At 40.1% G+C, this 14,577-nt stretch carries 11 protein-coding genes; 2 read left to right on the top strand and 9 right to left on the bottom strand.

What is annotated here, in order from left to right; translation table 11 throughout:
- Nucleotides 1–24 precede the first annotated feature (24 nt).
- From polA to hemN, 6 genes are all read right to left on the bottom strand, one after another.
- Nucleotides 25–2,871, bottom strand: a complete 2,847-nt coding sequence (gene polA / locus OK344_RS02720) for a DNA polymerase I (RefSeq protein ID WP_265143330.1) — start codon at nucleotides 2,869–2,871, stop codon at nucleotides 25–27.
- Nucleotides 2,872–2,984: 113 nt separating this feature from the next.
- The gene (locus OK344_RS02715; protein ID WP_265143329.1) at nucleotides 2,985–3,554 is read right to left on the bottom strand and encodes a phosphatase PAP2 family protein; all 570 of its coding nucleotides are present in this window, start codon (nucleotides 3,552–3,554) and stop codon (nucleotides 2,985–2,987) included.
- 1 nt (nucleotide 3,555) lies between these two features.
- Nucleotides 3,556–3,882 (bottom strand): Sec-independent protein translocase subunit TatA/TatB, encoded by a 327-nt coding sequence (locus OK344_RS02710; RefSeq protein WP_088468748.1) that lies wholly within the window; start codon nucleotides 3,880–3,882, stop codon nucleotides 3,556–3,558.
- Nucleotides 3,883–3,949: 67 nt separating this feature from the next.
- A complete protein-coding gene (locus OK344_RS02705; protein ID WP_265143328.1) occupies nucleotides 3,950–5,173 on the bottom strand; it encodes a TCR/Tet family MFS transporter in 1,224 nt (407 codons plus the stop codon).
- A 98-nt stretch (nucleotides 5,174–5,271) separates the two neighbouring features.
- The gene (secD, locus tag OK344_RS02700; protein ID WP_265143327.1) at nucleotides 5,272–8,181 is read right to left on the bottom strand and encodes a protein translocase subunit SecD; all 2,910 of its coding nucleotides are present in this window, start codon (nucleotides 8,179–8,181) and stop codon (nucleotides 5,272–5,274) included.
- 190 nt (nucleotides 8,182–8,371) lie between these two features.
- Nucleotides 8,372–9,733, bottom strand: coding sequence for an oxygen-independent coproporphyrinogen III oxidase (gene hemN / locus OK344_RS02695; RefSeq protein ID WP_265143326.1), 1,362 nt, complete (start codon nucleotides 9,731–9,733; stop codon nucleotides 8,372–8,374).
- A 320-nt stretch (nucleotides 9,734–10,053) separates the two neighbouring features.
- Here hemN and OK344_RS02690 point away from each other — a divergent pair, with 320 nt between their 5' ends.
- Together OK344_RS02690 and OK344_RS02685 are read left to right on the top strand one after the other, a co-directional pair.
- A complete protein-coding gene (locus OK344_RS02690) occupies nucleotides 10,054–10,617 on the top strand; it encodes a Crp/Fnr family transcriptional regulator (protein ID WP_265143325.1) in 564 nt (187 codons plus the stop codon).
- 191 nt (nucleotides 10,618–10,808) lie between these two features.
- Nucleotides 10,809–11,486, top strand: a complete 678-nt coding sequence (locus tag OK344_RS02685) for a type 1 glutamine amidotransferase domain-containing protein (protein ID WP_031503614.1) — start codon at nucleotides 10,809–10,811, stop codon at nucleotides 11,484–11,486.
- Between the two features lie 190 nt (nucleotides 11,487–11,676).
- On the opposite strand, the gene OK344_RS02680 is transcribed toward OK344_RS02685, so the two are convergent.
- From OK344_RS02680 to OK344_RS02670, 3 genes are all read right to left on the bottom strand, one after another.
- Entirely contained in the window at nucleotides 11,677–11,970 is a 294-nt protein-coding gene (locus OK344_RS02680; protein WP_265143324.1) for a putative quinol monooxygenase, read from the bottom strand.
- A gap of 196 nt (nucleotides 11,971–12,166) precedes the next feature.
- On the bottom strand, nucleotides 12,167–12,943 hold the full coding sequence (locus tag OK344_RS02675; protein WP_265143323.1) for a copper resistance protein NlpE: 777 nt from the start codon (nucleotides 12,941–12,943) through the stop codon (nucleotides 12,167–12,169).
- Nucleotides 12,944–13,525: 582 nt separating this feature from the next.
- Nucleotides 13,526–14,542 (bottom strand): WD40/YVTN/BNR-like repeat-containing protein, encoded by a 1,017-nt coding sequence (locus OK344_RS02670; RefSeq protein WP_265143322.1) that lies wholly within the window; start codon nucleotides 14,540–14,542, stop codon nucleotides 13,526–13,528.
- Nucleotides 14,543–14,577 lie beyond the last annotated feature (35 nt).

Here is a 14,577-nt window from a genome sequence, read left to right as displayed (position 1 = left end):
TTTAAAACCGTTTATTTCCGTTTGCTAATGCGCCTCCAGCCAGTTATCTCCTACTCCAACTTCCACCAGCAAAGGTACTTTGGTTTCAATTGCCGATTCCATTTCGGATTTTATTAAATTTTTGGCGATCTCAACTTCCTCTATCGGAGCTTCAAACAAAAGTTCATCATGAACCTGAAGCAGCATTTTGGTTTTTAAATTCATTTCCGTCAGTTTCTCGTCGATTTTAATCATTGCCAGTTTAATCACATCGGCAGCACTTCCCTGAATTGGTGCATTCACAGCGTTTCTTTCTGCATGCGCTTTCACCACAAAGTTAGCGGAATTGATGTCTTTTAAGTGACGCTTCCGGTGAAGAATTGTTTCCACATAACCCAGTTCCTGCGCTTTTTGCACCTGCTCTGCCATATACTTTTTAAGTCTTGGATAGGTTTCAAAATACGCTTCAATCATCTGTTTGGCTTCGGTTCGTGAAAGTCCGGTCTGTTCAGCCAAAGCAAAAGCGCCCTGGCCGTAAATAATGCCGAAGTTCACCGTTTTCGCCTGAGAACGCTGGGTTTTACTTACTTCTTCGAGTGGAATATTAAATAATTTCGAAGCTGTGGAAGCGTGAATATCTTCTCCGTTCTGGAATGCCAGAATCATATTCTCCTCATTGGAAATTTCTGCTATCAGACGCAATTCGATTTGTGAATAATCTGCAGAAATAATTTTTTTCCCTTCACCTGCAACGAAAGCCCCGCGAATCTGCTGACCTCTTAAAGTACGGATTGGGATATTCTGAAGATTCGGATTTACCGAAGCCAAACGGCCTGTAGCTGCCGTTGTCTGCGAAAAATTGGTATGAACCCGCTGATCATTTTTGTCGATCTGCAGAGGTAATGCATCAACATACGTTGATTTCAGTTTCTGATAGGTTCTGTATTCTAGGATATATTTAATGATTTCATGCTTACCGGCAAGCTTTTGCAATATATCTTCGGAAGTGGCGTACTGACCGGTTTTAGTCTTTTTCGCTTTCGGGTCGAGCTGCATTTTTTCAAACAGAATTTCGCCCAGCTGTCTTGGGGAATTCATATTGAATTCTTCACCGGAGAGTTCAAAAATATTCTTTTCAAGCTCTCGCAGATCATTTTCGAGGTCTTTACTTTCCTGTTCAAGCCAGTTTTTATCCAGCGAAACACCCTCAAGTTCCATCTTGGCCAGAACTTTCAATAACGGCATTTCAACTTTATAAAATAAATCCTGAAGATTTTCTTTGTGAAGCTGTGGCGCAAAAAGCTCGTAAAGTTGCCACGTAATATCTGCATCTTCAGCCGCATAATTCGTTTGCTCTTCAACGGAAACTGCCCGCAAAGTGACCTGGTTTTTTCCTTTGCCAATCAGCGTTTCAATGGATACCGGTTTGTAATTAAGATAGATTTCAGACAGATAATCCATGCCATGCCGCCCATCGGGATTCAGCAGGTAGTGGGCAATCATGGTATCGAAAATTTCACCTTGGACCTCGATTCCATAGCGCTTCAGGATTTTGTAATCAAATTTAAGGTTATGCGCTACCTTAAGGATTTCTTCTTTTTCAAATAAGGGCCTGAAAATTTCGAGCGTTTCCAAAACTTCCTCCCTGTTTTCAGAAAGTGGAATGTAATAGGCCAAACCTTTTTTATAGGAAAAACTCATCCCGATTAATTCGGCTTCCAGCTCATTTAAGGAAGTGGTTTCGGTATCAAAACACACCGCTTTCTGCTGAAGCAGGTTTTTAACGAGAATCTTCTGCGCTTTTGGCGAATCGATGTATTGGTAAAGATGATCGCTTTCGGCAATATTCGATTTGGTATTGGTCGCCTGATCGAGTTCTTCATAGCTGGCAAACAGATCGAGCTGAACCGATGCCGCGCCAAGATTTCCTAAAGGTGCAGCATTTTCAACTTTATCATAACGGGAAATTTTATCCGGACTTTGAGCCTGAGCTTCCGTTGCTGGCGCAAAAGCCCGGTAAAGATTTTCGTACAGTCTGCGGAATTCGATCTCGTCGAAAACTGATTTCACTTTTTCGAAATCGGGAGTTTCCAGATCGTACTGTTCCTGATGAAATTCTATTGGTGAATCACAAATAATCGTGGCCAGTTTTTTTGATAAAATACCGCGTTCGGCACTGGCTTCTACCTTTTCGCGCAGTTTCCCTTTGATTTCGTGCGTGTTTGCCAGAAGGTTTTCGATGCTTCCGTATTCTTTCAGGAATTTTTTTGCAGTTTTTTCGCCTACACCGTCCAGTCCCGGAATATTATCTACTGAATCTCCCATCATGGCAAGGAAATCAATCACCTGTTTCGGGTCATCAATTTCGTATTTGGCTTTTACTTCTTCAACGCCTAAGATTTCAAATTCCGCTCCCTTTAATCCGGGTTTGTAAATTTTAATTTTATCGGTCACCAACTGCGCAAAATCTTTGTCCGGCGTTACCATATAGGTCGTGTACCCTTCTTTCTCTGCTTTGCATGCAATGGTTCCGATAACATCATCGGCTTCATAACCTTCAACTCCAAGAATGGGAACATGCATCGACTCCAGAATCCGGTGAATGTAAGGAATTGCTATCTTAATGGCTTCCGGGGTTTCGCTTCTGTTGGCTTTATAATCTGAAAAATCAGCAGTCCTCACGCTGGCTTCCCCAACGTCGAAAACTACGGCCAGATGCGTAGGTTTTTCCCTTCGTATGAGCTCGATTAAAGAATTGGTAAACCCAAAAATGGCAGACGTGTCTTTTCCGTCGCTCGTAATCCTCGGACTGCGGATTAGGGCGTAATATCCACGAAAAATCATCGCATACGCATCGATGAGGAAAAGCCGTTTATCGTTGTTGTGTGACATAAAAGCAAAGATAATATTTTTGACTGTAAGCCGGGGACGAAAACAGAAGTTTTGGCGCGAGCGAAGCGAGCGCCAAAAAGTATAATAATAAAATCAGTGAAAAATACGCGCTGTCAGGAATTTGTTTTCGCTCTGTTGTAAATCACTTTTAATGAAAGTGTCGCAAAAAAACCGCCCAGGAAAAAGCCCATTAAAGCTCCCATGATAAGATCCATCGGGAAATGTACCCCCAGATAAATGCGGCTGTAGGAAACCATTGCCGCCCAGAAGAATAATAAATAGGGCAAATATTTGTGGGTTTTCCGAAGCAGGATGCTCATTAACGTGGCAATAAAAAAAGTATTGGAAGCATGGCTGGAATAAAAACCGAATTGACCGCCACATTTCACCTCCCTTACCAAACCTTCCAAAGTTGGGTCATGACACGGTCTGAGCCTTGCAATCCCGGTTTTGAAAATCCCGGCAAGCTGATCAGACACCGTCACGCCCAAAGCGATGAAAATAAGGATGAAAATTAAATTCCGAACCCTGTATTCTTTGTACAGTAAATAAAGAAAAATAACATAAAGAGGAACCCAGATCCAGGTCGCAGATACCATAATCCAAAACTGGTCGAACGGCTGGCTCCCCAGATTATTGAGGTAGAGAAAGGCTTGTTGGTCTTCCTGAATGATTTCGTGCATATTAACGGCTTACAGGTCCTTCGTGCTGGTCGTCGTCAGCAAGATTAACTTTAGGTTGTACCTTTTCAGCGAGTGCTTCTTTATGCTGTGCCTCAGCAAGTGGATTATAATCTTTGGCCGCCTGCTTTACTTTGTCGATTTCACGCTTTATTTCAGATACAGGATTATCGGTTTCTTTTAAAATCTCAGTTTTCACGTCCTCCATAGCACCGCGCATCTTACGCACACCCTCTCCCAAATCTCGTGCAATCTGAGGTAATTTATCTGGACCGAATAAAACGACGATTGCAACAGCAATCAAAAGCATCTCTCCTATACTTAATTCCATGGCGTAAAATTACGAAAGTTTATGAAATCAATTTTCATTTTTAAAAATTTAAATCTTCGCGGGGAAGTTAATGACTCCTTTTCTCCCGAAAAACATAATATACGATTACCGCACTGATGGCCATCAGCAAAAATCCAAGGAAAAACGGCGCTCCTGGAAATATAAACGGTGCTGAATCGTGCGTAAAATAATAAAAAGTATTGGTCATGAGCGGTGGACCTACAATGGCGGTAAGACTAACCAGACTTGCCAGCGCGCCCTGAAGCTCGCCCTGTTCACTTTTTGGCACTTCCGAAGAAATGACCGACTGCAGCGCCGGACCTGCAATTCCGCCCAGACCGTAAGGCACCAGAAACGCGAACATCATCCAGCTTTCACTGGCAAAAGCAAATAAAATCATCCCGACGGCATACAGCGAAAGACCGTAGAAAATACTTTTTTCGTTTCCGATTTTAGGTTGAATGAAGCGGATTAAGTAGCCCTGAACCAAAGCCGCCATAAAACCGGAAACTCCTAAAGAAATTCCGACCAAAGTTTCAGTCCATTTGAATTTATACATCGTGAAGAATGTCCAGTTGGTCTGTACCGCATGTCCTGCAATATATACGAAAATTAAAGCTGTGATAAGTCCAAGGATTTTCGGGTATTTTTTCAACTGCAAAAGCGAACCTATGGGATTTGCACGCCTCCAGTTAAAGGGACGGCGGTGTTCTTTATCAAGACTTTCAGGGAGAATAAACCAGCCATAGAGAAAATTGACAAGACATAGAATCGATGCTGCGTAAAACGGAACCCTTGCGCCATACTGCCCCAAAACACCACCGATCACCGGTCCGATGATGAAGCCCAATCCGAAAGCCGCTCCAATCATTCCAAAGTTTTTAGCGCGGTCTTCATCGGTAGAAATATCGGCAATATAAGCACTGGCCGTTGTAATACTGGCTCCCGTAACTCCGGAGAACAGCCGGCCTACAAAAAGCCAGAAAATAGTCGGCGCTAAAGCCTGAATCATAAAGTTAATCGAAAACCCAAGCAGTGAAAAAAGAATAATCGGTCTCCGCCCAAACCTGTCGCTTAATCCTCCCAGAACCGATGCAAAGACAAACTGCATTGCGGCGTACACAAAACTCAGCCAGCCTCCGTATTGAGAAGCCACACTGAGATCCGGATTCTGAATTAACTCCTGAATAAGCTTGGGTACCACAGGAATTACAATTCCCCATCCTGTAATATCGATGAGCAATGTGATAAATATAAAACCGATGGCTGCGGATTTCTGATTCTTTTTCATGACAGAATGCAAAGATAGTTTTTGTAAAAGCAAGTTTTATTACAAAGCCAAAAAAAATGCCCTTTTTTCAAAGGACATTCTATTTATATGAAATAAGATTAAGCTTCTTCAGGCGTAGCTTCTTTCTTAGCAGCTAAACTTTTCTTGGTTCCTTCCACCCCTTTCTTCTTCAGCAAATCATAAGATACTGCTGATGCGATAAACCAGGTAGAATACGTACCAAAACCAACCCCGATAAGCAGGGCAAACATAAATCCTCTTAAGTTTTCACCACCGAAGATAAAGATGGCAAGAATTACAAGGAAGGTCATGAATGCGGTATTAAACGTTCTTCCCAAGGTACTTGAAATGGAGTCATTGAATAATCCTTCAAGGGTCAGGGCCTTTTTCTCGTTTAGATATTCACGGATTCTGTCGAAGATGATTACCGTATCGTTGATGGAGTACCCCAGTACCGTAAGAATTGCCGCGATGAAATCCTGGTTGATCTCCATATTGAAAGGCATTACATTCTTCAGGATCGAGTAAGCACCCAGAATTACAATGGCGTCATGCACTAGCGAAGCCACTGCGCCGGTTGAAAACTGCCATTTCTTGAAGCGTACCAAAATGTAAAGAAAAATCCCGGCCAGCGCAATAAGCAATGCAATAACACCGCCTGATTTAATATCATCCGCTACCGTAGGTCCTACTTTTACAGAACTTACAATACCGTAACTGCTTCCTGAATCTTTAAACCCTGAAAGCTGTGCATCTGCAGGAAGATAAGGCTTCAGTCCGTTAAACAATTTGCTTTCAACATCCTGATCGGCTTCTACACTTTCTTCATCAATTCGGTAATCTGTTGTTATTTTAAGCTGGTTATCGCTTCCGAAGGTCTTCACATCCACTGCGTTTTTCTGGCCTTCTTTGTTAACGAACTGTTTTTCAAGATTATCGGCAGCGTCATTTGCCACTACAGGTTTCTCAAAACGTACCACATAACTTCTGCCTCCTTTAAAGTCGACCCCGAATTTAAATCCTGAAGTTACGATGGAAGCAAGACAGATGATGGTAATAATTCCGGAAATGATATAAGCATATTTTCTTTTTCCAATGAAATCAACCCAGGTATTTCTGAAGATGTTTTTACTGAACTTAGTCCATACAGAAAGTCCTTTTCCTTTTTCAAGTCTGCTGAAAATAAGTACTCTCGTTAAAAGTACACAGGTAAACATCGAAAGGATAATACCGATACCCAATGTTACCGCAAAACCCTGAATCGGACCTGTACCGAAGATATAAAGCACCACCGCTGTAAGAAGTGAAGTTATGTTGCCGTCGATAATCGCCGAAAGCGAGAAGTTGAAACCTTCGTTGTATGCTTCACGGATATTTTTACCGGCAAAGAGTTCTTCTTTGGTTCTTTCATATACAATTACGTTCGCATCAATCGACATTGCCATGGAGAGTACGATACCCGCGATACCAGGAAGCGTAAGCGTAGCATCCACAGAATCCATGATTCCCATCAGGTAAAACAAGTTGAAAGAAATCGCGATTACCGCATAAATCCCTGCCCCACCGTAATAGAACAGCATATAAAGAATAATGATTACAAAGGCGATGATGAAGGAATACATCCCGGCATTTACCGATTCTGCTCCCAGTGACGGCCCTACCACTTCTGCCTGTACAATTTTTGCACCTGCAGGCAGTTTACCTGCTCCAAGAACGTTTACCAGGTCCTGCGCCTCTTCCTGTGAGAAACTTCCGGAAATCTGTGTTCTACCGTTAGGGATTTCGTTTACAACGTTCGGTGCGGTATAAACCACATTATCCAAAGTTACGGCAACGGGTTTGTTTACGTTTTTACCGGTCAGTGTTTTCCAGTCTTTAGAACCTTTAGAGTCCATCTGCATGTCGACCACGATTCTTCCAAGGTCATCATAGTTTACCCTTGCAGATTCCACCGCACCGTCTACCGGAGCTTTTTGGTTGATGTTTCCACGGATGGCGTAAAGTACAAGATTGTTTGCGTCACCTGCTTCCGGCTTATATCCCCACATAAACTGGGTATATTTAATGTTCTGCGGTCTTAAATCGTGAGCAATTTTGCTGTTGATGATTTTATTAATCGCAGCAGTATCGGAAAGTTTTACATTCGCAACACCGTTAGATCTTAACGAATTTAACTGTAAAAGGTTTATGAGGTTGGTATTTTTGGCAACACCCATAGAATCACCTTTCGTAGCGATTACAGCATTAAGCTGTTCCAGGTAAGGATACACTTCCTGAAGCTGCTGAACTTCCCAAAACTGTAGTTTCGCAGAGGTCTGAAGCATTTTTTTCACCCGGTCGATGTCTTTCACGCCAGGCATTTCCACAGAAATTCTTCCTGTTCTTGGTACACGCTGCACATTAGGCTGGGTAACCCCCATTTTATCGATACGGGTTCTGATTACTTCGTAGGCAGTCCCTGTAGAAAGCTCAATTCTGTTCTCTATAATTTTTTTAACCTGCTCATCGGGCGTATTGAATTTAATCTCGGAAAGATTAGTATTCCCGAAGATTTCAGCGTCTGCAAGTTTCAGGTTGGTTCCTTTTTCTTTATTTACCAGATCAAATTGGGTAAAGAAATCCTTGATATAAGGATTGGTAGAGTTTTTCTGCATCTGGTCGGTACGGTCCAGCGCCTCCAGAAGAACCGGATTGGTAGAATAATTGGTTAAGTTATTTACCAAATCTCTTTGGTTGATCTCCAAGAGTACGTTAATCCCGCCTTTCAGATCCAGACCTAGCTTCATTTCCTTTTCTTTCGCCTGGGAGTAATAAAGTTTTGTAAAACCGAGATTCAGGGTGTCTTTAGAAAGTCTGGCCATCTCTTTCTGATACTTTTCCGGGTTGTTACCGGCGAGTTCAGTGGCCTGTTTTTCAATTTTGCCTGCATACCAGGTTGGTAACAATTCATTAAGACAAATAAGTCCCAGAATTATCGCAACCAGCGTAATAAGTCCTTTTCCTTGCATTGTTAATAGTTTACAACATTAAAATTATAGTCGGCAAATATAATGATTTTCAATAGAATTAAGAATTTTTAACAAAATAATTTAGATTGAATTATAAATGGATAAAAACTCTCAAAACATTGCTAAACCAACGGCGTTTTGCGGGTTTCCCGACTGAAATATAAAAAGCGGCTCAATGGCCGCTTCCCTATTAGATCGTCATAGAAAATATTCTTGTTTCCGGTTTGTTGCGCATCATTCTGAGATCGAACGTCATGGCAACGTTTCTGGTAAAGGCCCGTCCTTGCTCGGTGATCTTTATGGAACTATCGCGCAGTTCCACCAAACCGTCGGCTTCCATTTCCTTTAAAGATTCCAGTGCATTTTGAAGCTCCGGAAAATCGGTGGATTCATCCCAAGAAGTTTCGAGGCGACACATTAAATTGAGAATATGTTGACGCACCAAAAGATCTTCCTGATTTAAAATATGACCTCTAAACACAGGAATCATTCCTTCCTCTACCCTTTTTTGATATTCTTCGACGGTTTTTTCGTTTTGTGCAAATGCATACCAGGAATCCGAAATGGCGCTCATTCCCAAACCAACCATCAATTGGGTTTTGCTGGAAGAGTAACCCATGAAATTTCGGTGAATATCTCCAGAAATCATGGATTGATAGAGGTCGTCATGCTCCAATGCGAAATGATCCATCCCCACTTCGATATAGCCCAATTCTTCCAAGAGTTTTTTTCCGTTTTCGTAAAGTTTTCTTTTCTCCTCTCCACTTGGCAGATCGTTTTCATCAAAACCTCTCTGTCCAACCCCTTTGATCCACGGAACGTGTGCATAAGAATAGAAAGCCAAACGGTCGGGTTTCAGTTGCAAAGTCTTGCGGATGGTATATTCCATTTTTTCCCAATTATGAAAAGGAAGTCCGAAAACCAAATCGTGAGAAACGCTTTTATAACCGATTTCTCTAGCCCAATTGGTCACTCTTTCTACATTTTCGAAAGGCTGAATTCGGTTGATCGCTTTCTGAACTTGCGGATCATAATCCTGTACCCCGAAACTGCATCGCCTAAAGCCTAAATCATATAAAGTTTGCAAATGCGCTTTCGTGGTATTATTGGGATGACCTTCAAAAGAAAACTCTGGATCTTCAGCAATTTCTGCATGTGCGAAAATTCCTTCCAATAAAATTTTGAGATTCTCGGGCGAGAAAAATGTTGGCGTACCACCACCCAAATGAAGTTCTTTGATTTTCGGTTTTTTACCAAATAATTGCAGGTATAATTGCCATTCCTTCAGCACGCTTTCCAAATAAGGTGTTTCCACAGAATGTTGTTTGGTAATGCGTTTATGACAAGCGCAAAACGTGCAAAGTTGCTCGCAAAACGGCAAGTGAATATAGATGGAAATCCCTTCAGCATCGTTGCTTTCATTGAAAGATCGGATGACTGATTGCTGCCACAAATCCGAAGTAAATGCCGCTTCGTCCCAAAAAGGAACGGTAGGATAAGAAGTGTAACGCGGTCCGGGAATATTATATTTGTTGATCAGAGAAGTGTTCATGGTGCAAAAGTAGGAAATTTATTTCCTTTGTTTCACTGATTAATGTCAACTGAAAAATTGCCTATCATTAAAACGAACAAGCTATAAGATTTTACTCGATGGGCTTTAGCTCATCGTTTTATTTTGATGATGCAACCGTTGATTGGTAATTCATTAGTTATAGGAATTGATATCATTCTATAGCTTTTGTTCTCCACCCATCCATAAGAATTCCATCTACCCTATTTAAAAAATCCATTAAGAGCGATGGATTTTTTGGTTTGAATAGTTTACATTTGGAGTCAACAATTCTTTTGTTTGCAGTTTAGAAGGATAAAAATATGAGTGAGATTTTAAGACGTCAAATTGAGAAAATTACGCCATTAACTGACCAAGAGTTCGAGTACATCCTGTCTCATTTTACCTTGAAAAAAATTAAAAAGCATCAGATTTTAATTCAAGAAGGAGATACCGTACAAAATGATTATTTTGTGATGAATGGTTTGTTAAAAGCTTCTTACCTGAATAAAGAAGGGAAAGAGCACATCATGCAATTTGCAATGGAAGATTGGTGGATTACCGATTATCAAGCGTATTTTAATCAAACGGAAGCTACTTTTACCATTGATGCATTAGAATCTACCGAAGTACTTACTTTGTCTCTCTATAACCGAGAGAAACTCTGTGCAGATATGCATAAAATAGAACATTTTTTCAGGAAAAAGTCTAATAATGGTTATATCGCGCTCCAAAGAAGGATTTTGTCTCTGCTGAATAGCAATGCCAAAGAACGCTATGAACAATTTATTTCTCAATATCCCACACTTTTACAACGATTGCCCAAAACATTAATCGCTTCATATTTAGGTGTTTCCAGAGAAACCTTGAGTAGGCTTTCGGTGTAATGTGATGTAGGTCACAAAAAAGTTGTGAGGTAGGTCCTGTTGTTTGTGGGGAGCTGCATTTACCTTTGTACTATCAAATCAATAGTAAAATGAATCACAACAAGTTTTTATCCAAGATTATTTTCTTAACGGGTTGTATTCTTTTTTTAGGGATTAATATGATCAATGCACAAACAAAAAAATCTAACAAAATGAGCAAAAAAGTGTTATTCGTGGTTACGAGCCACGGCGAATTAGGAAACACTGGTGAATCTACCGGTTATTATTTAGGTGAAGTTACGCATCCTTGGGCTGTATTAGTAGATGCTGGTTACGAAATAGATTTCGTGAGTCCAAAAGGTGGAAATCCGCCATATTATGGAAATACTCCAGATGATAAGGTTAATGAAAGATTTTTGGCAGATGAATATTATCAAAATAAAATTCAGAATACCATGACGCCTTCAGAAGTAAATCCTGATGAATATGTGGGGATTCTTTATGCTGGTGGTCACGGTACGATGTGGGATTTTGCAGATAATGAAGAATTGGCAGTAATCGCACAAAAAATCTACGAAAAAAATGGAATCGTAAGTGCGGTTTGTCACGGTCCTGCTGGATTGGTGAACATTAAACTCAGCAACGGAAAATACTTGGTAGATGGCAAAAAAATCAATGCTTTCACCAACGAAGAAGAAGCTGCTGTGAAATTAGATGAAGTGGTTCCATTTAGATTAGAATCTAAATTAATAGAACGCGGAGCCAAATTTGAAAAATCTGGTTTATGGCAAACTCACGTTACCGTAGACGAAAGAGTGGTAACAGGACAAAATCCTCAATCTGCTCATGCAGTTGGCGAAGCTGTTTTAGAAGAACTTAAAAAACTCTAATAATTAAGAATACAAAAGAGACGGTTTTCAGTCTCTTTCTTTTTATGCTAAATTGAAATTTTCTTTGAAAAATCAAGATAAATCTTGTATACAAAGCAAAGGTTCAACCTTTCACAAAATCATATAAAAAAATGGAGCCGGGGAAATACCTGGCTCCATTTAACTGTATTAAATATTTGTGTTCGATTGCTTACTTTACTGCTAGTAGATCTACCATTTCAAGTACAGGATCTTTCGCAAGTAATTCAGAAGCATTGGCCATTAAAGCCTTTGCAATCTCACCATTCAAGTGAGCCTCTCTTGCATCTGTAGTTCCGAACGTATCGAATATTCCAAAAGTAGAAGGGCCGATTTGTAAAGCATACCATCTTACGGTTCCCGGCTCACCTTCAGCAAGCGGCAAAGCCGACTTTAGGAATTCCAATACGTCATTTTCTTTACCCGGTTTTGCTTCTACTCTAGCTAATATTGCAAACTTTTCCATAATTTAAAAATTTAATGTTATAAAGAGTGTTCTTCAACTCTTTCTAACAAAAATAGGTTTTACTAACCAGTCTAAAAACACAAAAGATGTTAAATAACGTTAATGTGGATCATCGAAAGTCAGCATCATTTGTGCTGCCCACCTACAATTTGTTCAGCAGAAAGTAGTTCAGACGATTCCTTGGGTAGCTTTAGTATTATTTTTTATAATAATCTCCGGCTAAACTTGCACCGCCGCCACAAAAGTAATTTAATACGAATCTATCGTCAAATTTCGAAGTAAATACTTCAGCTGTTTTATCCTTAAATAAAATCGTCATCGTACCTTTTAAATCTTTATTGATGGTTTTTAAATCAACATCAACCTGATTATTCACTAACTTTCCTTTGCCCTCAAACGTACATCCTTTCGCAGCACCGGTAAAGGAAATTTTCACTGAATAAATACTGTCATTTTCAGATTTCAATTCCAGAATTTGGTTGTATCCTTTTCCGCTTGCGTCGGTGTTATACGTACCGTTCAACTGAGCCGGCGTATATGCTTTTATTTCTCTAAAAATATAATTTTTGGCTAGTTCTCCACTTACTTCTTTCTTATCACCATCCAATCTTACCAAGGTTTTGTTGGGTTTTACCAGATAATATTCCTTGGGCGAATTTGGGATGGACACTTCAATAATGTCATCATTCTTTGTCCAGGTACCATACTCGTTTTCAGAAGTACCGTCGCTGTCTAAATACGATGTACTTTTAACCGCTTTGTTGTCTTTTTGAAAGGTAATATAGGTTTCGATTCCCATACAATCTGCGCAAGGCAATGTTGCAGTGTAGATTCCTGAAGAAAAATCATTTTTCTGCTGCGCCTCAGTTTTTGCCTGCTCTTTATTTGCAGTTTCAACGGTCGATTTACTGTCGCTGCAAGAAACAAAAATGGTGGGTAGTGCTGCTACGGTTAAAAATTTAAATGCGTTCATTATTTTTTTTTGATTAATTTAAAATGTTTGATGACCTAATTATTTATTCTAAAAGACAGATTTAAGTCTTGAGAAGTACTAAAATTTGAAGTAATTATTTTTGAGATAAGAATAAATTTCCATCGAAAAACTGCTGTTATCGTTGCAGGTGATTTCCCATAGAGGAAAAAATAACAAACTTAATTTTTGGTAGCTTAACTCCTCGCACAACTTTGTAATATCAGTTAAAAAAGGCTACAACCGATTTACAAAAAAGAGACCATTCTAGAGGTCTCTTCAGTATTTTTAAATTTTTTATCGATAAATCCATAATGCTAAAAAAATCTTTCGAATCTTTCGTTCAAAAGAAATCTATTTCAGCGTTTTTTATTTTTATTTTGATTCGATGATTTTTCAATTCATTGTCGGCTTTTTAAGAAGGACAAAAGTCTGGTTATAATCTGCAGTCTTTATTATTCCAAATTGTTATCTGTAGCGTATATGTGGGCGCGCATGCAGGGTGAGTAACATTCGGTCTGCATGCGGATGCATTCTCTGCTCAGCACACTTGAAGATTAAGTTTTTATTGATTGAAAAGTCTGGTCAGCGCAGGGTCATTTTCACAATTCTGTCTTTACCCGCAAAAATCAAGGTGTTTTTGTCGAGCCATTCGCACACATACAAGCCTTTCTCATCGGAAATCTTCGTCCAGGTTTTCCCATAATCACTGGAGAATTCGATATTCTGGTCCCCAACGGCAATGATGTCTTTTCCTTTAGATTTCGGCCGGATTTTTACACAGGTTTTATACCCGGCATTTTTCCCTGAAGCCTGAATCTGCCAGGTTTCGCCGCCGTCATGGGTGGTCGCGATGTTGTTGATGTTTGCGGCCTGTTTGGTGTAATCGCCACCCACTGCGATACCGAATTTATCATCATAAAAATCAATGGAATAAATGCCCTGCGAAGAAGTGCCCTGGATGAAAGGGGTATCGAAAACTTCCCAGCCGCAAGATTTAATATTTTGCCTGAAAATTCTCGAAGACAGCCCGCCGGTTGCAAACCACATCTGTTTTTTTGATGAAGCAATATTGGTATTACTGGCTGCAAATGCAGCTTCACCAGTTTTAAATTCCGGCAAACAGCTCGCAGGACATTTTTGCCAGAGTTTACTGCCGGTTTTTAAGGAAGAAGTTGCTGCTTCTTTTCCGTTTGGGTCACTTAAAGCAAATCCAAATCCGTCGTTGCTAAAATGCAGTGCGTCATAAAAAGCGGTTTTCGCAGTATCTGTAAAAACGATTTTTGAGTTTAAAGACTTTTTGTCAATCTTAAAAAAATAAGCCGGACTTTCAATATTAATAGCGTAAAAAGCATTTTGATCCTGCCCCAGCGTTCTGAACTGTAAGTTCTTTTCAGAAAGTTTCAGCTGCTTTTTATCCGCTGTATCCCTCAGACTCACGTATCCGAATTTGGAATCGGTGCCGGAGTACCACACTTTACCGTCATACAGCTGCAGGGCTCGGATGGAGATTTTATCTTTCAGAAGAATTTTTGTTTCCAGCTTTTGTGAAAAGATGATTTGGCTGAACAGACACAGAATAATTAAAGCTGATTTTTTCATAAGCATAGTAAAAAAAGTCCGCATCAATGCGGACT

This window comes from Kaistella yananensis, assembly GCF_026107505.2.
Taxonomy (GTDB): Bacteria; Bacteroidota; Bacteroidia; order Flavobacteriales; family Weeksellaceae; genus Kaistella; species Kaistella yananensis.
This window is presented reverse-complemented; position numbering and strand designations above follow the sequence as displayed.